Origin of the sequence: Nocardia mikamii NBRC 108933, assembly GCF_001613505.1 — a bacterium.
In the GTDB taxonomy this organism is placed as follows: Bacteria; Actinomycetota; Actinomycetes; order Mycobacteriales; family Mycobacteriaceae; genus Nocardia; species Nocardia mikamii.
This window is the reverse complement of record NZ_BDCM01000004.1, coordinates 175,439-199,948: the sequence shown is the minus strand read 5'-3', so window position 1 is coordinate 199,948 and position 24,510 is coordinate 175,439. Positions and strand designations below refer to the sequence as shown.

At 67.4% G+C, this 24,510-nt stretch carries 20 protein-coding genes; 10 read left to right on the top strand and 10 right to left on the bottom strand.

Features of this window, described 5'->3' with window-relative positions:
• Positions 1–40: 40 nt before the first annotated feature.
• Both NMI01S_RS05795 and NMI01S_RS05790 read left to right on the top strand, forming a co-directional pair.
• Positions 41–1,672: a DUF4185 domain-containing protein gene (locus NMI01S_RS05795; RefSeq protein WP_245716742.1), complete on the top strand. Its 1,632-nt coding sequence runs from the start codon at positions 41–43 to the stop codon at positions 1,670–1,672.
• A 69-nt stretch (positions 1,673–1,741) separates the two neighbouring features.
• A complete protein-coding gene (locus NMI01S_RS05790) occupies positions 1,742–2,557 on the top strand; it encodes a hypothetical protein (RefSeq protein WP_062994953.1) in 816 nt (271 codons plus the stop codon).
• Between the two features lie 36 nt (positions 2,558–2,593).
• Here the strand turns inward: NMI01S_RS05790 and NMI01S_RS05785 are convergent, their stop codons facing one another.
• Positions 2,594–4,042, bottom strand: a complete 1,449-nt coding sequence (locus tag NMI01S_RS05785; RefSeq protein WP_062995099.1) for a CCA tRNA nucleotidyltransferase — start codon at positions 4,040–4,042, stop codon at positions 2,594–2,596.
• 196 nt (positions 4,043–4,238) lie between these two features.
• On the opposite strand from NMI01S_RS05785, the gene NMI01S_RS05780 reads away from it, so the two are divergent.
• The 8 genes from NMI01S_RS05780 to NMI01S_RS05745 all read left to right on the top strand — a co-directional run bounded on the left by NMI01S_RS05780 (position 4,239) and on the right by NMI01S_RS05745 (position 17,071).
• Positions 4,239–4,775 carry an NUDIX hydrolase gene (locus tag NMI01S_RS05780; RefSeq protein ID WP_064923396.1) on the top strand — a complete coding sequence of 179 codons (537 nt, stop codon included), beginning with the start codon at positions 4,239–4,241 and terminating at the stop codon, positions 4,773–4,775.
• On the top strand, positions 4,772–7,333 hold the full coding sequence (locus NMI01S_RS05775) for a DUF6049 family protein (RefSeq protein ID WP_062994952.1): 2,562 nt from the start codon (positions 4,772–4,774) through the stop codon (positions 7,331–7,333). The genes NMI01S_RS05780 and NMI01S_RS05775 overlap by 4 nt, the downstream gene beginning before the upstream one ends.
• Positions 7,334–8,297: 964 nt before the next feature.
• The gene (murJ, locus tag NMI01S_RS05770) at positions 8,298–12,221 is read left to right on the top strand and encodes a murein biosynthesis integral membrane protein MurJ (protein ID WP_245716719.1); all 3,924 of its coding nucleotides are present in this window, start codon (positions 8,298–8,300) and stop codon (positions 12,219–12,221) included.
• A 272-nt stretch (positions 12,222–12,493) separates the two neighbouring features.
• The gene (gene sigM / locus NMI01S_RS05765) at positions 12,494–13,057 is read left to right on the top strand and encodes an RNA polymerase sigma factor SigM (RefSeq protein ID WP_062995098.1); all 564 of its coding nucleotides are present in this window, start codon (positions 12,494–12,496) and stop codon (positions 13,055–13,057) included.
• A gap of 181 nt (positions 13,058–13,238) precedes the next feature.
• Positions 13,239–14,123, top strand: coding sequence for an RsmA family anti-sigma factor (locus NMI01S_RS05760; protein ID WP_157126049.1), 885 nt, complete (start codon positions 13,239–13,241; stop codon positions 14,121–14,123).
• 140 nt (positions 14,124–14,263) lie between these two features.
• On the top strand, positions 14,264–15,250 hold the full coding sequence (gene trxB / locus NMI01S_RS05755) for a thioredoxin-disulfide reductase (protein WP_062994949.1): 987 nt from the start codon (positions 14,264–14,266) through the stop codon (positions 15,248–15,250).
• A gap of 56 nt (positions 15,251–15,306) precedes the next feature.
• Positions 15,307–15,636 carry a thioredoxin gene (gene trxA, locus NMI01S_RS05750; protein WP_062994948.1) on the top strand — a complete coding sequence of 110 codons (330 nt, stop codon included), beginning with the start codon at positions 15,307–15,309 and terminating at the stop codon, positions 15,634–15,636.
• Positions 15,637–15,874: 238 nt separating this feature from the next.
• Complete coding sequence (locus tag NMI01S_RS05745; RefSeq protein WP_062994947.1) at positions 15,875–17,071, top strand: N-acetylmuramoyl-L-alanine amidase; 1,197 nt, start codon at positions 15,875–15,877, stop codon at positions 17,069–17,071.
• A 62-nt stretch (positions 17,072–17,133) separates the two neighbouring features.
• Here the strand turns inward: NMI01S_RS05745 and NMI01S_RS05740 are convergent, their stop codons facing one another.
• The 9 genes from NMI01S_RS05740 to rpmH all read right to left on the bottom strand — a co-directional run bounded on the left by NMI01S_RS05740 (position 17,134) and on the right by rpmH (position 24,049).
• Positions 17,134–17,874, bottom strand: coding sequence for a hypothetical protein (locus tag NMI01S_RS05740; protein WP_062994946.1), 741 nt, complete (start codon positions 17,872–17,874; stop codon positions 17,134–17,136).
• A 192-nt stretch (positions 17,875–18,066) separates the two neighbouring features.
• A complete protein-coding gene (locus NMI01S_RS05735; RefSeq protein WP_062994945.1) occupies positions 18,067–19,068 on the bottom strand; it encodes a ParB/RepB/Spo0J family partition protein in 1,002 nt (333 codons plus the stop codon).
• Positions 19,069–19,072: 4 nt separating this feature from the next.
• A complete protein-coding gene (locus NMI01S_RS05730; RefSeq protein WP_245716741.1) occupies positions 19,073–20,074 on the bottom strand; it encodes a ParA family protein in 1,002 nt (333 codons plus the stop codon).
• A gap of 306 nt (positions 20,075–20,380) precedes the next feature.
• Entirely contained in the window at positions 20,381–21,127 is a 747-nt protein-coding gene (gene rsmG, locus NMI01S_RS05725) for a 16S rRNA (guanine(527)-N(7))-methyltransferase RsmG (protein ID WP_084512486.1), read from the bottom strand.
• Positions 21,128–21,242: 115 nt separating this feature from the next.
• Positions 21,243–21,815, bottom strand: a complete 573-nt coding sequence (locus NMI01S_RS05720) for a Jag family protein (RefSeq protein ID WP_210743953.1) — start codon at positions 21,813–21,815, stop codon at positions 21,243–21,245.
• Positions 21,816–21,858: 43 nt separating this feature from the next.
• Positions 21,859–23,013 (bottom strand): membrane protein insertase YidC, encoded by a 1,155-nt coding sequence (yidC, locus tag NMI01S_RS05715; RefSeq protein ID WP_062994944.1) that lies wholly within the window; start codon positions 23,011–23,013, stop codon positions 21,859–21,861.
• A gap of 4 nt (positions 23,014–23,017) precedes the next feature.
• Positions 23,018–23,383 (bottom strand): membrane protein insertion efficiency factor YidD, encoded by a 366-nt coding sequence (yidD, locus tag NMI01S_RS05710; RefSeq protein WP_062994943.1) that lies wholly within the window; start codon positions 23,381–23,383, stop codon positions 23,018–23,020.
• The gene (gene rnpA / locus NMI01S_RS05705) at positions 23,380–23,820 is read right to left on the bottom strand and encodes a ribonuclease P protein component (protein ID WP_084512483.1); all 441 of its coding nucleotides are present in this window, start codon (positions 23,818–23,820) and stop codon (positions 23,380–23,382) included. Before rnpA ends, yidD begins: the two co-directional genes overlap by 4 nt.
• 85 nt (positions 23,821–23,905) lie before the next feature.
• Positions 23,906–24,049: a 50S ribosomal protein L34 gene (rpmH, locus tag NMI01S_RS33920; RefSeq protein WP_006550910.1), complete on the bottom strand. Its 144-nt coding sequence runs from the start codon at positions 24,047–24,049 to the stop codon at positions 23,906–23,908.
• Positions 24,050–24,510: the final 461 nt, after the last annotated feature.

Here is a 24,510-nt window from a genome sequence, read left to right as displayed (position 1 = left end):
CGCCTCGGCGGTTTTCACGCCCGCGGTCACCGGATTGCTGGTGTTCGGCACAATCGCACCCGTTCCCGCGTCGGCCGAACTCGCCCCGTGGGCGCCGCCACCGAAGAATGCCTGCGGCGAAACGGGATTCGATCCGCTCGCCCGCCAGCCCGATCCGAATGCGCCTGTGCCGCCGATTCTTCCGCCGAGAATCGACATCCCGGTGCCGGTGCCGGAGATCGTGCCCGTACCCGTACCGGGCCCGCGGCCGGACAACACCCGGATCGTCCCGCAACCCCTGCCCGCGGACCCGTGCCACAACCCGTGCCCGGATATTCGCGATACGCCGAAACCACCGCCGGCCGAAGATCCTTCCGTGCCGGGCGAATCCGCACCCGACTCCGGTTCGGCCCCCGGCTCCGGTTCGGCATCCGGCTCGAACAGTGGCTCGGGCACAGGTTCCGGGTCCGGCTCCGGCACCGGCTCGGGATCGAATTCCGGCCCGTTCAATCTGCCGAACATCAATATCAATCCGGAACCCGAACCGATTCCGATCCCCATCCCCGGAGGCGAACCGCCGACGCCGGAGACGCCGCCGACGCCGGTGCGGCCGTCCACCGACCCGGGCGCGGTCGCGGCGGCACCCGCGCCGCGCACGGTCGAGAACGTGAAGCTGGTCAATCAGGTGACCGGCCACGGCTCGGTCAACCGCACCGATATGCGCTGGCAGGTCGACGGGACCGATCTCGGCATCATGTGGGAGACCGGCCCGGGCAAGGTCGCGGTGGTATTCGGCGACACGTTCGGCAAGGGCTGGGAGTACGGCCAGGTCGGCGGACCGGACTGGCGATCGAATGTGCTCGGCTTCAGCTCCGAACGCGACCTGACCAAGGGCCTGATCATCGACGACATGGTGCAGGACAGCCGCTGCCACGCCGCCGAACTGCTGAACAGCCGCAAGATCAAGAACTTCGAGACCACCGTGATCCCCACCTCCGGATTCGCCCTCGGCGACCGGCAGTACATGAGCTATATGTCGGTCAATCACTGGAGCAGGATCCCGGGGATGTGGTGGACCAACAACGGTGGTCTGGCCTACTCCGACGACGGCGGCAGTACCTGGGTCAAGGATCAGTACGCCAAGTGGGACAACATGTTCGGCATCGATCGCTTCCAGGTCGCGACGATGGTGCCGCACGGCGACTACGTCTACATGTTCGGCACGCCCAACGGCCGCATCGGCATGATCGGCCTGGCGCGGGTGCCGAAGAAGGACGTACTGAACAAGTCCGCGTATCAGTACTGGGTCGACGGCACCTGGGCCTCCGCGCAGGAGAACCATGCCACGCCGCTGCTTCCCGGCATCGCGGGCGAGTTGTCGGTGCGCTACGACGAGTCGAGCAAGCAGTGGCAGATGGTGTACCTGGACCCGGCTCGGCACGCGATCGTGCTGCGGACCGCGACCGAACCGCAGGGAGCCTGGACCGACGGCACCCTGCTGGCCGATACGAACGACTACCCGAAGGCGTACGGCGGTTTCATCCATCCCTGGTCGACGGGTAAGGACCTCTACTTCACGATGTCGGCCTGGGACAGTTACAACGTCTACCTGATGCACGCGACGCTGAACGACCCCACCGCCTCGGAACCCGCCGATCCGAACCCCACCGCGCCGGAACCCGCCGATCCCTAGGCCCGCGCGGGGAAATGTCATCGACACCACCTCGCGTATTCACCGGCGGCCAGTACTCTCGAAGCAATCATGGCCACGTATTTCGATCCCAAATCCTGGTCGCCGTTGCGGGCAGTGGACCTGGGCCGGCGGCTGTTCGACCCGGAGTTGCTGGATCAGTGGACGACTTTCACCACCGCATGGCTCGACCCGGTGGCGGATCTCGGGGCGGGTACGGTCACCGCGCTCATGCCGGATGTGCTGATGACGCTGCTCAGCGAGGGAATCCTGAGCCGCTTCGGCGGTCGGGAGGTCACCGCCACCCTGCTCGGCCACGATCTGACCGCGATTCTGCAGACCCTCAAGGTGCGCCGCCGCGGCGCCCACTTCCAGACCAAGACGGTGCTGACCGACCTGCGCTGGAACGGACATCCGATCGAGGAGATGACGGTGATCGCGCACGGAGTGCGGCTGATTCCCGGCGTCCCGACGAAGGTGCGCACCGCCGGACTCGACGTCACCGGCACCGTGACCACCGCGGCGCTGGTCGAATGGCTCAACGAGAAGCGGCTGGACTGGCGGTTCGAGGTGCATCCGAGCGGATTGATCAGCGCACGCCATCGCACCCGTAAATTCCAGGCGCTGGTCGACGCCGCCATCAGCGACAACCTCGTCACGATCGCGGTCCACCAGGCTGCCTGGTCGGGCGTCCGGGTACCGCGGCGGTGGGTGTCGGTGGCGCCGGTCACGCTGGCGGACCTGCCCAACGACGTGCGCATCGTGCGTGCCGACCGGCACGGCGACCGGGTGGATTTCCGGCTCGAGCTCCCGCAGATCACCGGCTCGTTCGACCTCGGGCAGATGCGTGCGGCGATCGTCGCCGGAACCACGCTGATCGTTTTCTGAGGCCGACTCCGGACCGCCGAGTCCGGTTCCGCGACGCTACTGTCCGCCGGCGTTCCACCATTCGAGCAGCGCGGCCTCGGCCTCGTCGCGAGTCAGCGGACCGCGATCCAGCCGCAGTTCCTTCAGATAGCGCCAGGCGCGGCCGACCTGCGGCCCCGGCTCCAGGCCGAGCAGTTCCATGATCGCGTTGCCGTCCAGGTCCGGACGCACCCGCTGCAGATCCTCCTCCTGCTGCAGGCGTTCGATCCGGGCTTCCAGATCGTCGTAGGTCGAGCGCAGCAGTGCGGCCCGCCGCTTGTTGCGGGTGGTGCAGTCCGCACGCACCAATTTGTGCAGTCGCGGCAGCAGGTCGTCGGCATCGGTGACGTAGCGGCGCACCGCCGAATCGGTCCACTGGCCCTTGCCGTAGCCGTGGAACCGCAGGTGCAGATACACCAGCCGCGCCACGTCCTCGGTGAACTGCTTCGGATATTTCAAGGCGCGCATGCGCTTTCGCACCATTTTCGCGCCGACGACCTCGTGGTGATGGAAACTGACACCGCCGCCGGGCTCGTTGCGCTTGGTCGGCGGTTTGCCGATGTCGTGCAACAGCGCGGCCCAGCGCAGCACCAGATCCGGATCGCCCTGCTCCTGGTCGATGGCCTGGCGCAGCACCGTCAGCGAATGCTGATAGACGTCCTTGTGCTGATGGTGTTCGTCGATCTCCAGCTTCATCGCCGGAACCTCGGGCAGCACCCGTTCGGCCAGTCCGGTCTCGCACATGATGTCGATACCGTCGGTGGGATATTCACCGCCGATCAGCTTGTCCAGTTCGGTACGCACCCGTTCGGCGGTGATGCGGCGGATCTCGTCGGCCATCAGCGCGATCGCCACCCGCACCCGCGGTGCCACCTCGAAGCCGAGCTGGGAGACGAAGCGGGCCGCGCGCAGCATGCGCAGCGGATCGTCGTTGAACGAATCCTCCGGCGCCGCGGGAGTATCCAGCGCGCCGGCCAGCAGGGCGTCCATGCCGTCGAGCGGATCGACGAATTCCAGATCACCGGCCGGGCCGATACGCACTGCCATCGCGTTGACCGTGAAGTCGCGGCGGACCAGATCACCCTCGAGGCTGTCGCCGAAGGTGACCTCGGGATTACGGGAGACGCGGTCGTAGCTGTCGCTGCGGAAGGTGGTGATCTCCAGCTGCCAGCCCGATTTCGACGCGCTCACCGTGCCGAACGCCAAACCGCCGGTGTCCCAGAGATTGTCGGCCCAGCCGCGCACGATCTCCTGAACGACCTCGGGCCGGGCGTCGGTGGTGAAGTCCAGATCGGTACCGAGCCGGCCCAGCACGGCGTCGCGCACGCTGCCGCCGACCAGGTACAGCTCGTGGCCGCGCGCGGCGAACAGGCCGCCCAGCGGAGTCAGCACATCCGAGAGCCGGCCCAGGGTGATCGCCGCTGCGGCAAGCAATCGCGTCCGGCGGTCATCGTCGGGGTCGGACACGGCCCTTCCTTTCACTTGTGTGCCGTCCTCCACTTCTGCGTCAACGGACTTCGGCGAAACCACGCCGAACGCAGCTTAGTTGGTGCGCACCCGCCGGTACCCGCCCGGACCGGACGGACGCCACCACCGCGGTGCGGCATGACACTCGGCATCGAACACGTTCAGTGCATCGATCCGGCGCGGCTAGACTGACCCGGTGTCTCCGGCCGATCGCGCGAACAGTCGACGCCGCCAGCCCCGGCGCCGCGGTTCGGCCGGTAATGCGGCGAAACCTCGCATGCGCACCGTCCGGGAAACCTCCGCGGGCGGACTGGTCGTCGACGGCCTCGACGGGCCCGCCGAACAGCGCTGCGCCGCGCTCATCGGCCGCACCGACCGCCGCGGCCGGTTGCTGTGGTCGCTGCCGAAGGGCCATATCGAAGAGGGGGAGACGGCCGAGCAGACCGCCGTCCGGGAGGTTGCCGAGGAGACCGGCATCAACGGCCGGGTGGTCGCGGAACTGGGAAGCATCGACTACTGGTTCGTCACCGAAGGCCGTCGGGTACACAAGACCGTGCACCATTACTTGATGCGGTCGTTGGGGGGTGAGCTCTCCGATGCCGACGTCGAGGTCACCAAGGTGGCCTGGGTGCCGTTGAGCGAACTCGATTCCCGGCTCGCCTACGCCGACGAACGGCGTCTGGCCGAGGTCGCGAATCGGCTGATAGATCGGATGGAGAGCGGCAGACAATGACGCGTGCGAGTCGCAGTGGGCACCGCTGGGTGCTACTGCTCGTCTCGCTGGCGCTCGCCGTATTGAGCGTGCCGTCGGCCGGGTCGAGCCATGCGCAGCCGTCCGGGTCGGGAGGTTCGACCGCCGCGCCGAAATTCCTCAAACTCACGCTCGATTCGGTGTCGCCGAGCACCATCACCACCACCAGCGATTCCGTCCTCGCGCTGACCGGCACGGTGACCAATATCGGCGACCGCGCGGTGGACGACGTCAGTGTGCGAGTGCAGCGCGGGGCGGCCATCGCCGAACCCGGCGAACTGCGGTCCACGCTGCGCCAGGATCAATCGAACTTCCCGGTCAGCGCGCAGTTCCAGGACATCACCGACCAATTGGGGCCCGGGCAGCGCAAACAGTTCACCCTGCGGATCGGGGTGCGCGAGGGCATGTCCAACGCGGCCGCCAATCCGCCGGTCACGGACTCGCTCGGCATCACCGAGCCGGGCGTGTATCCGCTGCTGCTGAATGTGAACGGTGAACCGGCCTACGGCACTCAGGCGCACCTCGACGATGCGCGGTTCCTGCTGCCGGTGCTCGGCCTGCCCGCCCTGCCGAACGGCGCCGATGCCGCGGCGGAGGGGTCACAACCCGTTCCGGCCGCACCGCAGCCGCCGGTGGCGACCACCATGTTGTGGCCGCTGGCCGACCGGCCGCGCATGGTCGCCGGCATTCCCGGTTCCGTCGACGGCAAGGCGCTGCTCACCGACGACGAACTGGCCGGGGAACTGGCCGCGGGTGGCCGCTTGGATCAACTGGTCTCGGCCCTGGAGTCGGCGCTGCGACCCGACCCCTCGCACGATTCCGGCCGCGCGGGTCCCGGGCTGGCCGGATCGCTGTGCCTGGCCGTGGACCCGGACCTGCTGCTCACCGTGTCGAAGATGACCGAGGGGTATCGGGTACTGGCCTCCCCGTCCGATCCGGACGGGCCCACGCGCGACGGCACCGGTCCGCAGGCCGCGCGCGCGTGGCTCGACCGGCTGCGTGCGCTGGCGCCGACGATGTGCACGGTGGCGCTGCCGTTCGCGCAGGTCGACCCGACCGCGCTGGCCGGTGTTCACGATGCCGACCTGGTCGCCCGCGCGCTCACCGCTCCCGCCGATATCGTCGATTCGCTGCTGTCGGTCAAATCCGTGCGCGGGGTGAGTCTGCCCGCTTCCGGAGCCATCGGAACCGATGCCGCGACCATGCTGACCGAGCGCGGTTTCACCACCGCCGTCCTTTCCGGCAACGCGGTGGCGGAGGGCGGTTCCCTCAGCACCGCAACGGGTTCCGGGCGCGGCGAGGCAACGGTGCGCAGTACCGCCTCCGTCGCCGCGGACATGGCGCCGGTGGTACCGGAGATGGTGCGCTTGCCGGCCGCCGCACCGGTCAAACCGGACGCCGCGCCGCCGGCGCCCGATTCCGGGTTGAAGGTCGCGACCTTCGACATGTGGTCGGCGACCGCACTGGCCGCGGTCGGGTCGAATCCGCCGACTCCGGCGTTCACTCCCGACCGGGTCCGGTACGCGGTCACCAACGACTCCCGCACCGCTCGACTGCAGGACGCGTTGGGAGCGCTGAGCTGGCCGGTGCTGAATACGACCGGGACCCGCCCCCGCGCCACCCTCCTGATGCCGCCGCAACAGTGGGGCGCCGACCGCGACGAGGCCGGGGCGTTGCTCTCGCACTTGGAGCTGATGTTCCGCAGCGGTCTGGCGACACCGCGTTCCTTCGCGGACCTGCTCGCCCAGCCGGTCGATCCGCGCCCGTACGACCTGGACTACTCCGGTGACGCGGCGGCACAGGCGGTGCCGGATCAGTTCGTCGCGCCGGTCGGGCAGCAGGAACATCGGATCGACGATCTGATGAGCGCCCTGGTGGAGATCCCTCAGCAGGAGCCGACACCTCGGACGTTCCTCACACCGTTGCGCGACGATCTCATCCGGGTGCTGACGCTCTCCGACCGCACCGGCACCGATTCCCAGGCCGACACCGTCGCGCAACGACGTCTCGAACAGACCACCCGGACCATGGACGGGCTGTTCTCCTCGGTGAGCGTGCTGCCGCCGGGCGGGGTGTACACGCTGGCCTCGGAGCAGAGCCCGCTGCTGCTGGTCGCGCGCAACGATCTACCGGTGGCGATCCGGATCCGGTTCGAGATCGGGGCACCCGCCGAGACGAATATCACCGATATCGGCGAGCAGCAGCTTCCGGCGGAGGGTACTCGGTCGTTCCAGATTCCGACCAAGGTGAGCGACAGCCGTAACCTGGTGATTCCGATATCCCTTACCACACCGGCCGGAGTGCCTCTCGGCAATGCCACCTCGGTTTCGGTACGTTCGAACGCTTACGGTCAAGCGTTGGCGATAATTACCGCATGTGCCGGTGCACTGCTGTTCCTGCTCGCCGGTCGCCGCTTGTGGCGCCGCTTCCGGGGACAGCCCGATCCGGCCGACAAGGGTTTGGATCCGGGAAAACGACGCAGGGTCAACCGATACCTGCGCGCCCGCAAACGAGTACTGCAGGAAGAGGAGGCACAGTGAGCGACAATCGCGCAGCGGCTTACTGTGCCGACCGGGTGCGGGTGTCCCGCAGGTCACCGGGCACAGTGAGCGACAATCGCGCAGCGGCTTACTGTGCCGACCGGGTGATTCACGGGCCGGCCCGAATGCCGAGCAGACCGGAGGTCCGGTGACCGAGTACGACGGCCCCGTCGTGCCCGATCAGGCCGACGACGAGCACTTTCCGCGACGCGCGCCCGCCGCGCCGTGGGAGCGTGGACCGCGTCGGCTGAGTCCCGATCCCTCGATGCCGCCCTCGGGCGCCAACGGTGTCGTGCCCAACGCGACGCCGCCGCACCGCTTACCGCCGAACGACGCCCGGCCCGATCCGGCCGAGCCGCGGCGGCCGCTGAGTGGCCCGATTCCGCAGGTGCCCCCCGCGGGCCGGACGCCCGGCCCGAACGGAGCACGACCCACTCCGCCGCCGCGCCGGCAGACGCCGCCCAGCGCACCCTTGCGTCAGACCCCGGGTGCCGCCCCGCGCCAGGTTCCGCCGGGGGCATCGCCCCGGCCGGGACCGCCGAATTCACCCGACCGGTATCCGGGACCGCAGAATCCGCCGCGCCGGCAGAGCCCGCCGAGCGCGCCCCTGCGTCAGACGCCGCCGAACGCACCGCGGCAGCCACTGCCGCCGAACGCACCGCCGAGCGAGCCGTTCCGTCAAGTCCCCCCGACGGATCATCGGGGTGCCCGCCCGCCGCAGGACGGCTCACCGCCGGGACGGCCCCGCCCGCCGCAGCGCGGCCCGCGCCCGCCGGCCGAACCCCCGAATCAGGAATCTCGGTACCGCGACCCTCAGTACCGCGAGTCCCAGAACCGGGAGTCCCAGAACCGGGAGATTCCGCGCCGGGATGCGCAACGCCCGGATCCGCGGCGGTCCTATCCGCCGGGTCCGCCGAGCGGTCCGGTCGACCAGGTTCCTCGCGCACCCCGCGCGGAGCGGGCGATGCCGCGCCACATCCCGCCCTCCGAGGCGGAGCCGAGTCGCCGGCCGGCAGGGGAACGTCCGGCTCCGGCACGCCCGGATTCGGCACGGCCGACCCGCGCGCGCAGCGATTCGGCGGGTCCGCGCACCGCCCAGCAGGCCGTCATCGAGCAGGAGCCGGAAGACTCGTCGACTTCGCGGTTGGTCCGCGATTCCGGATCCATCGCGGTCGCCACGTTGGTCAGCCGCATCACCGGCTTCGTCAAGCAGCTGTTGCTCGTCACCGTGCTCGGCCCGGCCATCGCCAGTGCGTTCACGGTCTCCAGCACGATCCCGACCATGATTTCCGAGCTGCTGCTCGGCGCGGTGCTCACCGCCATCGTGGTGCCGACCCTGGTCCGCGCGGAGAAGGAGGATGCCGACCGCGGCGCCGCCTTCGTCCGCCGCTTGGTCACCGCGGCGTTCACGGTGCTGGCCATCGGCACCGTCCTGGCCGTCGCCGCGGCACCGGTGATGACCACTCACATCTTCCTGTCCAACGACGGCAAGGTGAATACCGCGCTGACCACGGCGCTCGCCTTCCTGTTGCTGCCGGCCATCCTCTTCTACGGGATGTCGGGCCTGCTCATGGCGATCTTGAACACCCATCAGGTGTTCAAACCGGGTGCCTGGGCGCCGGTGCTGAACAACGTGGTCGTGCTGGCGATTCTGACCCTGTATGCGGTCACGCCGGGAGAGATCAGCCTCGATCCGGTCCGGATGAGCGATCCGAAGCTGCTGGTCCTCGGCGTCGGTGTGACCGTCGGTGTCATCGTGCAGATGGTGAGCTTGCTGCCGGCCATCCGGCGGCTGGGGATCGATCTGCGCCCGCTGTGGGGGGTGGACGCCCGCCTCAAGCAGTTCGCCGGGATGGGCGCGGCGATCATCCTGTACGTGTTCATCAGCCAGATCGGCTGGACCATCGCCACCCGGGTCTCCTCGCATGCCGACGTCGCCGGCCCGACCATCTATCAGAACGCCTGGCTGCTGCTGCAGCTGCCGTACGGCGTGCTCGGTGTGACGCTACTGACCGCGATCATGCCGCGCCTGAGCCGCAACGCCGCCGCCGACGACAATCCGGCGGTGGTCGACGACCTCGGCGTCGCCACCCGGCTGACCATGATTTCGCTGGTCCCGGTGGTCACCTTCCTCACCATCGCGGGTCCGCAGATCGGCCAGGCGCTGTACGGATACGGCCATTTCGGTAGTTCGGATGCGGGCCGCCTGGGCGAGGCGGTCTCCTGGTCGGCGTTCACGCTGATTCCCTACGCGCTGGTGCTGATTCACCTGCGGGTGTTCTACGCGCGGGAACAGGCCTGGACACCGACCTGGATCATCCTCGGCATCACCGGCGTCAAGATCGTGTTGTCGCTGCTCACGCCGGTGTTCTTCAGTGACGACCACGTCGTCATCGCCTTGGGTGTGGCCAACGGTCTGGGCTTCGTGACCGGCGCGGTGATCGGCGGCTGGCTGCTGCATCGCAGTCTCGGCGATCTGCGGATGGCCAATGTCGGCCGGACCGTCACCCGCGTGGTGCTGGCCTCGGTGGCCGGCGCGGCGGTGACACTGATCGTCGATCAGGTGCTGGGCCTGTCCCGGCTCGACGGCGGCCTCGCCTCGGTACTGCGGGTCGGCCTGGACGCGATCGTCATGTTCGGCGTCGCCTTCGGCCTGATGCGCCTGGCGGGGGTTCCGGAGATCGTCGCGCTCACGGTCGCGGTATCGCGCCGCCTCGGCTTCACGCCGCCGGCGCCGGACCTCGGCTTGGACGACACCGCGGTCGATATGCACGACACGATGGTGCTGCCGCGTCCGGATCTCGCCGCTCCGTATTACTACCGCTACGACCCGTATACCGACGCCCAGACCATGGTGTTGCCGGTAATCCGTCCTGGTGCGGTTGACCGCACCGGCCAGGACGAGTTCCCGTACCCTGTTCGGCAGAGAAACGCAAATGCCGGTGCTACACCGGCACAACGGACTTCGACATATCAGGGCGAAGGAGGAGCGAGGGTGAGCGACGACGCGGCGGAGGGTCAGCCTTCCGCCGAGGCTGCCGGCACGGCAGGCGCAGTGCGCACCGACGACGTCCCGCCCGGGAGTGTTCCGCCGGCCGACCGCACTCCGGAATCCGCATCCGACCATACGGAAGCGGCGAACGCCGCTGCGGCGCCCGATGCCGCAACCGGTGTGGACGGGGACGTCCCCGACGCGCCGAACGCCGCGGATGCGGTGATCGGCACCGCCGCGGACGCGGTACCGCCCGGCGCGGTGCCGCCGCGGGATCCGGCCTACGACACCGGCATGCTGCCGGTCGGTTCGCCGGAGATGCCCCCGATGCGGGTGGAACCGCCGTCCCGGAGGGTGCCGCGCGGTCCCAAACTGATTCCGGGCGCCTCCGTGGCGGGTGGCCGCTATCGGCTGCTCGCCGACCACGGCGGCGCGCGCGGACTGCGATTCTGGCAGGCCTTGGATGTGAAACTCGACCGCGAGGTCGCGCTCACCTTCGTCGATGCCGATCAGAAGGCCGCCGACAATCCCGGCCACGACGGGCCGCAGGCCATCCTCTCGCGCACGCTGCGCCTGGGCCGGATCAACTCGTCCGGCCTGGCCCGCGTGCTCGATGTGGTGCGCGGCAGTTCCGGCGGCATCGTGGTCGCGGAGTGGACTCCCGGCCGCTCGCTGCGCGAGATGGCCGAGACCAGGCCCTCGCCGATCGGCGCTGCCCGGGCCATCCGGGCCCTTGCCGCGGCGGCCGAATTGGCCCATCGCGGCGGCGGTTCGCTGTCGATCGATCATCCCGACCGGGTGCGTATCAGCGCATCCGGCGATGCGGTGCTGGCCTTCCCGGGCACCCTGGCCGACTCCGACGCGCAATCGGATGTGCGTGGCCTCGGCGCGATGCTGTACGCGCTGATCACCGCCCGCTGGCCGATCCGCACCGGCGGCGTCACCGGTTCCGCGGCGACCGTCGGCGGGCTGAAGCCGGCCGATTTCGGCAGCGACGGCTCTCCGGTGGAGCCGCGTCAGATTCGTCCCGAGGTGCCGTTCGAGATCTCCGCGGTGGCGGTCCGCTCGCTCGAGGCCGACAAGGGCGTGCGGACGGCGGCGACCGTACAGCACGTGCTCGAGCAGGCCTCGGTCGTCGACCAGAAGACCGACTTCATCCCGGTCCTGCGCCTGGGCCAGCGGGCGGTGGCGAATCCGGACGAAACCCTCGCCGATCCGGAACTGCTCGCCGCCGAGCGGGAGCGGTCGCAGCGAATGTTGTGGATCCTGGTCGGCCTGGGTGTGCTCGCGGCGCTGGTGGTCGGCGTGATCATCTGGTGGCTGTTGAGCATCTTCGCGCCGGGCTCGGCCGACGAACCGCTCAACGAACAGCGCAAACTGGGCCTGACCACGGCCAGCGTCGCACCGACGACGCCGGCCGCGCAATCCGCGGGACCCGCGCCGACCACGGCCGCCGGACTTCCGCTGCAGGCCACGGGTGTCTCGGTGTACTCGCCGGAGGGCACCCCGGACAGTCCCGGCAACGTATCGGCGCTGCTCGACGGAAATCCGACCACCACCTGGCACACCGATCAGTACTTCCAGCAGTTCCCGGCTCTGAAGAAGGGGATCGGGGTGCTCGCGACGCTGCCCGGCCCCAGCAAGGTGAACAAGGTCGTCATCGATTCCGCGTCACCGGGCACGGTGGTCGAGGTGCGGACCTCGCCCACCGCGGTGCCCACCCTGGATCAGACCCAGCTCGTCGGCCAGGCCACCCTGGCCGACGGCGCCACCACGATCCCCGTGCAGTCCGATCAGCCCGCTCGCTACGTCCTGATCTGGATCACCCAGCTGGCCAACAACGGCGGCCAGTTCCAGACGTCGCTCGGCGACATTCGTTTCGAGGCCGCTTCCTGATTCGTGCCGTCGCGGCCGGCGACCGTCCCGGCCCCGTGACAACGCCTCGCTCTGGTTGCTACCGATTCGTAATAAACGTTATGATTCACAGCGCGCTCTCAGCAGGGGAGCTTCCTGGGATCTGGTGTCTCGGTCCTGGATGATGCGGAATTAGCGGCCTGTCCGGTGTAGGACTTCGTGCCGCCGTGAGCGCTGTCCAAGGGGTTTGTGTGTCGTTCGAAGCGATCGCCAGTGGGGGGACACCGGAGTCGTCTGCTGTCCGTCGTCGCTCGATCGATCCGGACGAAACCACCGATTTCGAATTACTTTCCGCCCATGTCGCGGGCGACCGCGATGCTTTCGGCATTCTGTTCCGCCGCCATTACCACCGGCTCTGGCAATTGGCGCTGCGCACCTGCCGCACTCCGGAGGATGCCGCCGATTCGCTGCAGGACGCGCTGCTGTCCGCGCATCGCAATGCCGCCACCTTCCGCGGGGATGCGGAGGTGCGCAGCTGGCTGCATCGCATCGTGGTCAACGCGTGCCTGGATCGTATGCGGCGCAACAAGTCTCGCCCCGCGACATCACTGTCGGACGAGGCGGTGGCCGAACCGGCGGTGGAACGCGACGACATCGCGCAGCGCGAGGTGAGAATGGTGGTCGCCGCGGCGCTGTTCACACTGCCGCCCGATCAGCGAGCAGCGCTGGTTGCGATCGACATGGAAGGGTATACCGTAGCGGAAGCGGCGCAGTTGCTGGGCGTCGCCGAGGGGACGATCAAAAGTCGCTGCGCCCGTGGCCGTAAACGGCTGGAACAGGAATTGGAATTCCTGCGAAATCCGGGGAACCGGACGTAGCCGAGAAGCGTCATTACTAATAGACGGACAATTATTCGTTGTGCCTGCCGCCGCATCGCTGCGATGACAGGCGCTACATCATGAGGCCGGACCCGGAGAGGCGATGGACGACAAGGGCGAATTCGCCGCGCGGCGACGCCGTTCCGGGGTGTGGGGCGACGAAGCGGACACAGGAGGTGTGATGGCAGCCCGTCCGGTGCCGCGCCCTCCGTTCTCCACCGATCTGCTGGCCGATCTGCACGCCGACAACGTCCCTCCCGAACAGGCCGAGCTGCTGTGGCCGCAAGTTCGCCGGGACCCCGACGCCGTCCGTTTCCTGCACTCGCTCGACGGCGTGAGCGCCGAGTTACGCGCGCTGAGCCTGGACGACCACATTCTGCATCCGATCCCCACCCAGGTAGCGGCCCGGCTGGACGCGCTGCTGGACGAGTTGTCGCGCGGCGAGCAGCCGCAGCCGGTCGCCACCGTCCACCATCTCTACGGCGACGGATCGGGCGGCGAGCCACCCTCGACCCGTCCGATGCCGGCTCTGGACGCGGTATCGCCGGAGGAGCTGCCCGAGGAATCGCTGCCCGAGGAATCGCTCGAGCAGGACGCCGATGTTCCCGGCGCGGCGGGCCCGGGCGAGCCGATTTCGCTGGACGGTCACCGTGCGAAGCGATTGCGGTGGTTCACCGCGGCCGCGGCGGCGGTGGCCGTCATCGCCGGAATTCTGGTCGCCGTGGACGCGGTGACCGATCGCACGGTGAGCCCGAAAGCTCTGCCGGCCCAGCACAGCGCCACCGTCGCCCTCGACGACGAGCTGTCCTCCGCGGCCGTGCTGAGCGCCATGGGCCGCAACGACGTCACCGGCGCGCTCTCGGGCCCCGGGGCCCTGGCCGGCTGCGTGAAAGCCGCGGTTCCGGACCGCACGGTGCTCGGCTCGACGAATGTCACATTTCGCGGTCGGTCGGCCGTGCTGATCCTGCTCACCGGCCCGCGGCCGCCCAAGATCACCGCGCTGGTCGTCGGGACCGGTTGCAGCCCAGCGGATCCGCAGATCTTCGAGATGCGCGATATCGGCTGACGGCGCTCGGGGTGTGCGAACGCCTCGTCGACGCCGACGTTCCCGGGCGTGGCCTCGAGTACGCCGGTCGGCGGCGGGAACATCTACGTTTACCCTGTTGTTGACCGACACGCCTGTTGAACACACTTCGGAAGGGCATCATGAGCACGCCTGTACGCGATCTGATCATTGTCGGCTCCGGCCCCGCCGGCTACACCGCCGCGGTCTACGCTGCCCGGGCCGAGCTCGAACCGCTGCTGTTCGAGGGCACCCAGTTCGGTGGCGCGCTGATGACGACGACCGAGGTGGAGAACTTCCCCGGCTTCCGCGACGGCATCATGGGCCCCGATCTCATGGAAGAGATGCGTGAGCAGGCCAAGCGCTTCGGCGCGGATATCCGTACCGAGGATGTCGAGGCGATCGATCTTTCCGGCCCGATCAAGTCGGTCACGGTCGGCGGCGAGGTCTACCAGGCCTACGCGATCATCCTGGCCATGGGCTCGGCGGCCCGCTACCTGGGCGTACCGGGGGAGCAGGAGCTGCTCGGCCGTGGTGTCAGCGCCTGCGCTACCTGTGACGGCTTCTTCTTCAAGGGCCAGGACATCGTCGTGGTCGGCGGTGGCGATTCCGCGATGGAGGAGGCGACCTTCCTCACCAAATTCGCCTCCAGCGTGACCATCGTGCATCGCCGCGAGGAATTCCGCGCCTCCCGCATCATGCTGGAGCGGGCGAAGGCGAACGAGAAGATCCGCTTCCGCCTGAACTCCGAGGTGGTCCAGGTGCACGGCGACACGGCCGTGACAAGTCTCACCCTGCGCGACACCAAGACCGGCGAAACCTCCGAACTGGCGGCCACCGGCCTGTTCGTGGCGATCGGCCACGACCCGCGCAGCGAATTGGTCCGGGGTCAGGTCGATCTCGATGCCGAGGGATACGTGAAGGTCCGCGAGCCCGGTACCGCGACCTCGGTGGACGGCGTCTTCGCGGCCGGCGATCTGGTCGATCACACCTACCGCCAGGCCATTACCGCCGCCGGTACCGGTTGCCGATCGGCGATCGACGCCGAGCGCTGGCTCGCCGAGAAGGGCGACATCACCAGCAACACCCTCGATCACGCCGGCAACCCGGTGGAAGTGGCCGCCGGCTGATCGGGCCCCCAAGCCTCTCGAATATCGCGTCACCGCACACCGCTAGGAGTTCCGCCATGTCCGAAACAGCCACCAAGACCGTCACCGACGCCACCTTCGAACAGGATGTGCTCGCCAGCGACAAGCCGGTGCTCGTCGACTTCTGGGCCTCCTGGTGCGGGCCGTGCAAGATGGTCGCCCCGGTGCTGGAGGAGATCGCCGCGGCGCACGGTGACAAGCTGACCGTGGCGAAGGTCGACGCCGACGCCAACCCCACCAGCTCCCGTGACTATGGTGTGATGGCATTGCCGACGATGATCCTGTTCTCGGGTGGTAAGGAAGCCAAGCGCATCGTGGGTGCCAAGGGTAAGGCCGCGCTGTTGCGCGAACTCGAGGGCATCATCTGAGTTCTCCCGGTCGAGGCCCCGGGTCCGGGTACGTCGCGAGCGTGCCCGGCTCGGGGCCCCGCTCCGGTTTCACCAGGAGGCACTCCGGGACCCGATGGCTGTGTACTATTTCGGCACCCGGAGAATTGCCGAAATACGGCTCGGGTCTGAGACAATCGACCGACGCTCCGGTCGTGCGAGGGTGTGTGCCATCGCATAAGTGGGTACCCGGGTTGGCGGAAGGAAAGGGCTCTCACGCATGCACCGACTTCGTCACGGCGATACTGGTCCAGCCGTCGCTGAGGTCCGGAGCACCCTGGCAAGTCTCGGATTCCATCCACACCCGCACGGGACCGACCGGTCCGGTGGACAGGGGGAGTACTGGAAGGACTCCGACGCCGTCTTCGATCGTGAAGTCGATTCGGCCGTACGCGCTTTCCAGCAGCAGCGCGGCCTGTTGGTCGACGGCGTCGTCGGGCCCGCCACATATCGCGCGCTGAAGGAAGCCTCCTATCGCCTCGGCGCTCGCACCCTGATCTATCAACTCTCGGCACCGCTGTACGGCGACGACGTCGCCACTCTGCAACGCCGCCTGCAGGATCTGGGCTTCTACGTCCATCGCATCGACGGCTATTTCGGGCCGCACACCCACGATGCGCTCACCGCCTTCCAGCGTGAGATCGGCCTGTCCGCCGACGGCATCTGTGGTCCGGACACTCTGCGTTCGCTGGAACTGCTCGGCGCGCGGGTCACCGGCGGCAATCCGCATCGCATCGCCGAGGAGGAGGTCGTTCACCGGGCCGGCCCGCAGCTGACGGGGAAACGCATCGTCATCGACCCCGGGATGGGCGGCGAGGACAAGGGTTTGGCCGTTCCGACGGAATTCGGCGACGTGTACGAGTCGGAGATCCTCTGGGATCTGGCGAGCCGCCTGGAGGGTCGGATGGCCGCAACCGGCATGGAGACGTTCCTGTCCCGCCCGTGGGGCGCCAACCCGACCGACGCCGAACGCGCCGAGACCTCGAACACCTTCGACGCGGATCTGATGATCTCGCTGCGCTGTGCGGCGAATCTCAGTTCGTCCGCGGGCGGCGTGGCCAGTTTCCACTTCGGGAATTCGCACGGTTCGGTGTCGATGATCGGCCAGGTGCTGGCGGGGTTCATCCAGCGCGAGATCGTGGCGCGAACCTCGTTGCAGGACTGCCGCACCCACGCCCGCACCTGGGACCTGCTGCGACTGACGAAGATGCCGACCGTCCAGGTCGATATCGGATACCTGACAAATGATTACGACGCCTCGGTATTGACCAATCCCCGGATGCGCGATGTGATCGCGGAGGCCATTCTGATCTCGGTCAAGCGGCTGTATCTGCTCGGCCAGGACGATCAGCCCACCGGCACTTATACCTTCGCCGAGCTGTTGGCCGAGGAATTGGCCGCGGCCGACCGGATGTAGGTCCCGAATAGCACAGGAAGGCGCCCCCGGAATTCGATTCCGGGGGCGCCTTCCTTTTCCTGTCAGTGGCAGGGAACGCTCGGCTGGTCCTGCATGGCGGCGGCGGCCAGCAGCTGGTCCAGAGCGCGCTCGACGTCTTCCTTCCACAGATGATCGCTGTCGAGTTCCAGCCGCAGGCGCGGGAATCGGTGATGTTGTGCCACCACCGAGAATCCGACGTCCTCGAGGAAGTCCGCATCGATCATGCAGCTTTCGGGGGAGCAGGCGTCGTTGGCCTTCTGCCGCGGGGCGGAGGCGATACCGTGGCCCGGCGAGTCGATGCGCTCCATGAAGAACATGGACCGCACTCCGCGGGCCGGCAGCGCGGTCGCGGCCGGATCGGTGCGAATCCCGAAGGCTTCGATCGCCCGCACACCTCGGCGCATCAGATCGCCGACGACGGCCTGAATCAGCCGATGGGCAATATCTCCGTCATTGTGCGGTGGTTCGGACCGCAGCGTGGTCAGTAGGACCGCGTCCGGGCTCACGGGGGAGGTGGGGAACAATGCCGCGCGCGGAACCACACTGGGCGGCGAATACAGCGCACACCCGGCCGGCTGACCGTCGACCACAGCGATCTGCCCGCAGGATCCCCATTCGAGCATCACCGTCGACAACCACGCCTCTTTTTCGAAGACGGGGTCGCTGAATTCTCGGGAATCTGCCGCCACGGCCGGGTCGATCTCCCAGAACACGCATCGCCGCGCATGTGCCGGAAGTTTGTCCAGTCCGCCGAGGGTTAGTGCGGTCACGCTGGTCGACACCGCTCTGCTCAGCCTCCAGCTTTCCGATTCATCTATGCTCACGCCGCATCAACATCTTCTCGCCAGCAAGAATATGCGATCAAAGCGAACGCCTCATTTCCCATCCCTTATCGATCGCGGCACATTCGGATCGGCGCGAAAAACAGCGGTGTCACAGTGACGTTTCTCGCCGAACCCCAGGGGTCTGTCTCGTCAGAGCTGTTGTTGCTCCATCAGCCCGACAATGCGCTCCAGATCGTCGACCGAACCGAACTCGACAACGATCTTGCCCTTCTTCTTGCCCATACTCACCGTCACCCTGGTGTCGAACGAATTGGCCAATCGCTCGGCGACCTTGTCCAACCCCGGTGCGTAAATCTGCCTCCGCTTGGGCGTCGGCTTCACTTCGTCTTCGGGGTAGCGGTTCGCGAGAGTGACGGCCTCCTCGGTCGCACGAACCGACAACCCCTCGGCGACGATACGTTCGGCCAACCGCTCCTGCGCCTCGGCGCCCGCTTCCAACCCGAGCAGGGCGCGAGCATGTCCGGCGGAGAGCACGCCGGCCGCGACTCGTCGCTGCACCGGAATCGGCAACTTCAACAGGCGAATCATATTCGTGACGACCGGTCGGGATCGGCCGATTCGGTTCGCCAGTTCCTCGTGGGTGACGCCGAATTCCTCCAGCAGCTGCTGATAGGCCGCCGCCTCTTCGAGCGGATTCAGCTGCACCCGGTGGATGTTCTCCAGCAGCGCATCGCGCAGCATGGCGTCGTCGGTGGTCTCGCGCACGATCGCCGGGATGGTCTCCAGGCCGGCTTCCTGGCAGGCTCGCCATCGCCGTTCACCCATCACCAGCTGATAGCGCGGAGCGGGGGAGGACTCCAGCACCCGCACCACGATCGGCTGCATGAGGCCGAATTCCCGCACCGAATGGACGAGTTCGGCGAGCGCATCCTCTTCGAAGACCTGCCGCGGCTGCTTCGGATTGCGCTCGATCTGATCCGGCCGAATCTCCCGATATACCGCTCCGGCGCTCGACTCCTCGGCTGCATCGGGAACACGATGCAGATAGGCCGACGCGGGATGCGGGCCAATCGGATCGAGTCCGATCACCGCATTGGCTGCCGCACTTCCGAGTCCCTGCACATCGGCAGGACCGGTCGGAATCAACGCGGCCAGCCCGCGCCCCAAGCCACCCTTCTTCGCCTGACTCATCGGCCTACCGACCCCTTTCCTGTGCTGCACCAGCCGTACCGACCGCAGCGCCTTCTTGGCCCGGCGTCGCTCGGCTCTGGACGACGGCCGAGCGGGCCGCGATCTCCCGCCCCGCGTCGAGATAGCTCATCGCGCCACGGGAACCAGGATCGTAATCGAGCACGGTCATGCCGTAGCCCGGCGCCTCGGAAACCTTGACGCTGCGCGGAATCACCGAGCGCAGCACCGCGTCACCGAAGTGGCCGCGAACCTCTTCGGCCACCTGGTCGGCGAGTTTGGTCCGGCCGTCGTACATGGTGAGAACGACGGTCGAGACGTGCAGCTCCGGATTCAGATGTGCCTGCACCAGACCGATATTGCGCAGCAGCTGCCCGACGCCCTCCAGCGCGTAGTACTCACACTGGATCGGGATCATCACTTCCTTGGCCGCCACCATCGCGTTGACGGTCAGCAGGCCGAGAGAAGGCGGGCAGTCGATCATGACGTAGTCGATCTCGTAGCCCGCCAGGTTGGCCTCTTGGATGGCGGCTTTCAATCGGCCCTCACGGGCGACCATGGAGACCAATTCGATTTCGGCGCCCGCGAGATCGATCGTCGCCGGAATGCACAGCAGGCGTTCGTTGTGCGGACTGCGCTGGATCGCGTCCTGCACCGAGATCTCACCGATCAGCAACTCGTAGCTCGACGGCACACCGGAGTGATGCTCGACGCCGAGCGCGGTGCTGGCGTTGCCCTGAGGGTCGAGATCGATGACGAGCACCGTCATTCCCTGCAGCGCCAGTGCGGCAGCGAGATTCACGGCTGTCGTCGTCTTGCCGACGCCGCCCTTCTGATTGGCGATGGTGATGATGCGTTGCTCGCGTGGCTTGGGAAGGTTGAGCGAGCCCGGGTGCAGGACCTGGCTGGCGCGATGCGCCTCGGCCGCGATAGGGGTTTCGGCGGCGGAGATATTTCCGAATGCGGTCTTGGCGAATTCATCTCCCTCGAGGCCGCCGCTGTCCAGCATTCCGGGCACCCGGGACGTTGTTTCCCGTGAAACATTCGCCGGACGGTTCGACATACAGGCTCCTAACCCCGAGAACTTCAGACACGTGCCCAGGCAGCACCGGCGCCGCATGGCTCGAACAAGCAGAACGCGGAGCTGCCGGGAACCGCGAAACCGCGCGCTCACGCTCGACGACAACTAGCTTGCCAGCACCGGCCAGAATACGGAAGTTGAACCGCGGCAATCACTATGCGACACGCGCGGAATGACTCGCCGCGAGCGTCACATGCGGCTTCGCGGGCGTTGTTTCACATGAAACAACGAAAGTTACTGTGCGCGCCGGGCGCGTCGATTCGCTTCCTTGTTCGCCCGCTTCTCCGCGCGCGGGACACGCTCCACACTGAGCACCACGGTCGGTGGTGTCACGATGCCGACGCCGCATTCGAGGATCCTCGCGTGGCCGGCGCCGGCCCGCGCCAGTTCCACCCGATCGCGCTCGAGCTCCTCGGCGACGCTGGATCCCTTGAGCGCCAACATATGGCCGTGCTCGTGAATCAGCGGCAGGGACCATTTCGCCAATTTCCCGAGCGGAGCGACCGCACGAGAAGTCACGTAATCCGCGCCGCCCGCCTCCTTCCGGACGTCCGGCTGTTCGGCACGACCGCGGACCACGGTGATCTCGAGTCCCGCCGATTCGACGAACTCCGCCAGGAACTTGGTGCGCCGCAGCAACGGCTCGACGAGTGTGATGCGCAGATCCGGCCGCGCGATACCGAGCGGAATTCCGGGAAGTCCGGCGCCGCTACCGATATCGACAACGGAGGCTCCGAGGGGAATCAACTCGCCCAGCACGGCGCAGTTGAGGATGTGGCGATCCCAGAGTCGCGGCACCTCTCGCGGTCCGATCAGACCGCGTTCGACGCCCGCGGTCGCCAGCGCGGCGCAGTACTGCTCGGCCAGCGGAAGGCGATCGCCGAATACCTCGGCCGCCACTGCGGGCGGCGTCAGATCGACGGAGTCACCGCCGGGGGAGTGCTGAGGTGTCGCACCCGCGCCTCGTTCCACGTGAAACATCCTTCCGGACCGTCGAAATCCATCAACGCCACTAAACACAAAGAGGTCACTCAACACAAAGAGTAGGGCCCCCGGTCCGATGAACCGGGGGCCCTACCTTACCCATTCGACATTCTCAGGCCGGGATCACGACCACGTGCCGGTTGGGCTCGACACCTTCACTCTCGCTCGCTACACCGTCCACGGCCGCCACGGCGTCGTGAACGATCTTGCGCTCGAACGGAGTCATCGCCGCCAGCGATTCGGGCTTACCCGATTCCGCCACGCGCCGCGCCGCATCGGTTCCGAGCGCGCTCAGCTCCTCGCGGCGCTTCGCCCGCCACCCGGCGACATCGAGCATCAGGCGGCTGCGCACACCGGTCGCCTGCTGCACGGCCAGCCGGGTCAACTCCTGCAGCGCGTCCAGAACCTCACCGCGCCGACCGACGAGCTTCGACAGATCCCGCCCGCCGTCGATGCTCACGACCGCACGGTCGCCCTCGACATCCAGATCGATATCGCCGTCGAAGTCGAGGACGTCCAGCAGCTGTTCCAGATAGTCGCCCGCGATCTCACCTTCTTCGATCAACGCCTCTTCGGCATCAGTCGGGTCCGGTTCGGTCGCCTCGTCGCGGTCGTCCACCGCCGCCGCATCATCCTGCACACCGAGGGCCACAGTGGCGTCCCCTCCATCGGTCTCAACAGTCATATGTCGTTTCCTTCAATCTGAATCATCCGTCGTATCGGATCCGCTAGCGACGTCGCTTCTGATTCGCTCGACCTCTGTTGCCGGATCGCTTGCGATTACCCGGCCCGGGTGACTTACCCGACGAGCCCGACTTGCCGGAGGCCGAACCGGCCTTGGCCGAAGAACTCGAACTCGTGGAGTCCGAAGTCGTCGAGGCGGCGGTGCCGTTGGTCGCGGCCGCGGGCTTGTCCGCGTCGGCGGCCGACGTCTCGGCGGCGCCGGATTTCTTCTTCGCGGTCGGCTTGGCGCCGGGCTTCGGCGCGTTCTGCGCCTTCCGCTCGATCGCCTCTTCCTTCTTCTGCTGCTCTTCCTTGTCGATGCGCCCGAAGACCAGATGCTGCTGCCCGTAGGTCCAGATGTTGTTGGCGACCCAGTAGAGCAGGATCGCGATGGGCAGGAAGGGGCCACCGACGACGACACCGAGCGGGAAGACCCACAGCGCCAACTTGTTCATCAGCGCGGCTTGCGGATTCGCCGCCGCCTCCGCACTCTGGCGCGCCACCGAGGCGCGGGCGTTGAAGTGGGTCGCGAGGCCGGCGACGATCATCAGCGGAACCGCGACGACGACCATATTCCACACGTGCGGGATGCCGCCGTAATCCGCGTACGCGTCCAGGGTCGCCTTGGGGGAGGTGATCGCGGCGGAGATCGGCGCACCGAAGATACGGGCGCTCAGGAACGACTGCACATCGTGCGCGCTGAACACGTAGTTCGGCGTCATCGCGTTCTGCTCGGGCGTCATGTGCAGCTGGCCGATACCACTACCGGTGCGGTTGAACGACCGCAGCACGTGGTACAGACCGATGAACACCGGCACTTGAGCCAGCACCGGCAGACAGCCCATCAGCGGGTTGAAGCCGTGTTCCTTCTGCAGCTTCTGCATCTCGACGGCCATCTTCTGGCGGTCGTTCTTGTACTTGCGCTGCAGTTCCTTGATCTGCGGCTGCAGTTCCTGCATCTGCCGCGTGGTGCGCACCTGTTTGACGAAGGGCTTGTACAGCACCAAGCGCAGGGTGAACACCAGGAACACCACTGCCAGCGCCCAGGCGAACCCGTTGCTGGCGCCCTTGTCGAAATCTCCGAGTCCGAAAACGAACCCGAAGATCCGGTGCCAGAACCAAAGGATCCAGGACACCGGATAATAGATGAAGTCGAGCACGGCTCTATGCACTCCCGTCGGTCGTGTCGCCGGTCACCGCGCGCGGCGACCCTTTACAAGACTTGTGTTCAGCCGCCTCGTCGTGGGCCCGGCTCGTCTCGTGAGCCGCTTCGGCAGCAGCCCGTTTCCGTTCCGGAACCGGGTCCCACCCACCAGGGTGCCAGGGCGCACATTTGGCCAGACGCACGGCCGTCAATCCGAGACCGACGAACAGCCCGCGGGTACGCAGAGCCGTCACCGCGTACTCACTACAGGTCGGGGTGAATCGGCACACCGGCATGCGGGTGGGGGAGACGTACGTCCGGTACAGCTCGATCAGAAAGATCACGAGATTCGCCGGAAGCCGCGTCACCACGCGCAGGCGGTTCATGACGCATCACTCGAAGCCACCCGCGCGGCGGTGAGATCGAAGGACATTTTCCGCAGCGCGGAACGCAATTGCTGATCCAGCTCCGCCGCCGGCGCGGTCGCGGCGCCGGGGAGGGCGCGGATCACGACATCGGCCTCCGCCGGAAGATCGGCGACGACCCCGGCACAGATATGACGCAGGCGGCGGGCGACGCGGTGTCGTACCACCGCGGTGCCCACCGCCTTGCTGACGATCAATCCGAAACGAGGACCACCGAAGCGTGCGAGCGATCGCGCCGCCGCATCGTCGGACCTCCCGGCATCGTCGGATCTGAAATCCGCCGACGCCGACGGCACCACCACATGCACGACGATGTCCCGTCTCCCGACTCGTCGGCCACGTCGCACCGTCCGGGAGAAGTCGGCACGATGATGCAGCCGGTACGGCTCAGGCAACACCCGAGTGTCCGAGCACGTAACGGGTGAACGGAGGCAGCGAGACGATCGACGAGTCAGGCATGGCGGCGATGCCGATGCCGTGCGATCAGGCCGTCAGAGAAGCGCGGCCCTTGCGACGGCGCGCCGACACGATCGCGCGCCCGGCACGGGTGCGCATCCGGAGGCGGAAGCCGTGGACCCGCGCACGACGACGGTTGTTCGGCTGGAACGTCCGCTTGCCCTTGGCCACGGTCAACACTCCTCGAGTTGGTGGGCGCCAGGCGGCGCCCGAAGTTGTTCGGTGAAACGTATGTGGTCGCGATGAAACTGGTCTTCATCGGCACAACGCCCATTGCGTGGTGGTCCCGCTGGGTCGGTGATTCGACCGGGCAGCAGGCAGCCAACACCGCGTCAACGGGTGACTGTACGAGGGTACTGATCAGCCAGGAGAGGGTCAAACTCGGGGTCCCTCATGAGACGCCCGCCACTGAATCCGGGCCCGGCGATAGCCGTTCACCCCTGCGACTCACCGCGCTGCCGCGACGCGCCGTGTGGACGGCGCACTCGTGAACCACCCTTGTCACAGCAACCGTAGACCCACTACGATTCATAGCTAGAAGATAGCTGCAGAAGCGCAGGTCCAGGCGCTGACCGGGGGGTTGTTGCAGCGAGCCACGTATCATCCCAGTTCTCCACATCTGTGGATAATTG

Coding starts and splice junctions, on each gene's coding strand:
- trxB (WP_062994949.1), top strand. CDS start 14,264: ATGAGCACGCCTGTACGCGATCTGATCATTGTCGGCTCCGGCCCCGCC.
- NMI01S_RS05745 (WP_062994947.1), top strand. CDS start 15,875: ATGCACCGACTTCGTCACGGCGATACTGGTCCAGCCGTCGCTGAGGTC.
- NMI01S_RS05730 (WP_245716741.1), bottom strand. CDS start 20,074: ATGCTGGACAGCGGCGGCCTCGAGGGAGATGAATTCGCCAAGACCGCA.
- NMI01S_RS05775 (WP_062994952.1), top strand. CDS start 4,772: ATGACGCGTGCGAGTCGCAGTGGGCACCGCTGGGTGCTACTGCTCGTC.
- NMI01S_RS05735 (WP_062994945.1), bottom strand. CDS start 19,068: ATGAGTCAGGCGAAGAAGGGTGGCTTGGGGCGCGGGCTGGCCGCGTTG.
- trxA (WP_062994948.1), top strand. CDS start 15,307: ATGTCCGAAACAGCCACCAAGACCGTCACCGACGCCACCTTCGAACAG.
- NMI01S_RS05790 (WP_062994953.1), top strand. CDS start 1,742: ATGGCCACGTATTTCGATCCCAAATCCTGGTCGCCGTTGCGGGCAGTG.
- rsmG (WP_084512486.1), bottom strand. CDS start 21,127: ATGTTTCACGTGGAACGAGGCGCGGGTGCGACACCTCAGCACTCCCCC.
- yidD (WP_062994943.1), bottom strand. CDS start 23,383: ATGAACCGCCTGCGCGTGGTGACGCGGCTTCCGGCGAATCTCGTGATC.
- murJ (WP_245716719.1), top strand. CDS start 8,298: ATGCCGCGCCACATCCCGCCCTCCGAGGCGGAGCCGAGTCGCCGGCCG.
- NMI01S_RS05720 (WP_210743953.1), bottom strand. CDS start 21,815: ATGACTGTTGAGACCGATGGAGGGGACGCCACTGTGGCCCTCGGTGTG.
- NMI01S_RS05760 (WP_157126049.1), top strand. CDS start 13,239: ATGGCAGCCCGTCCGGTGCCGCGCCCTCCGTTCTCCACCGATCTGCTG.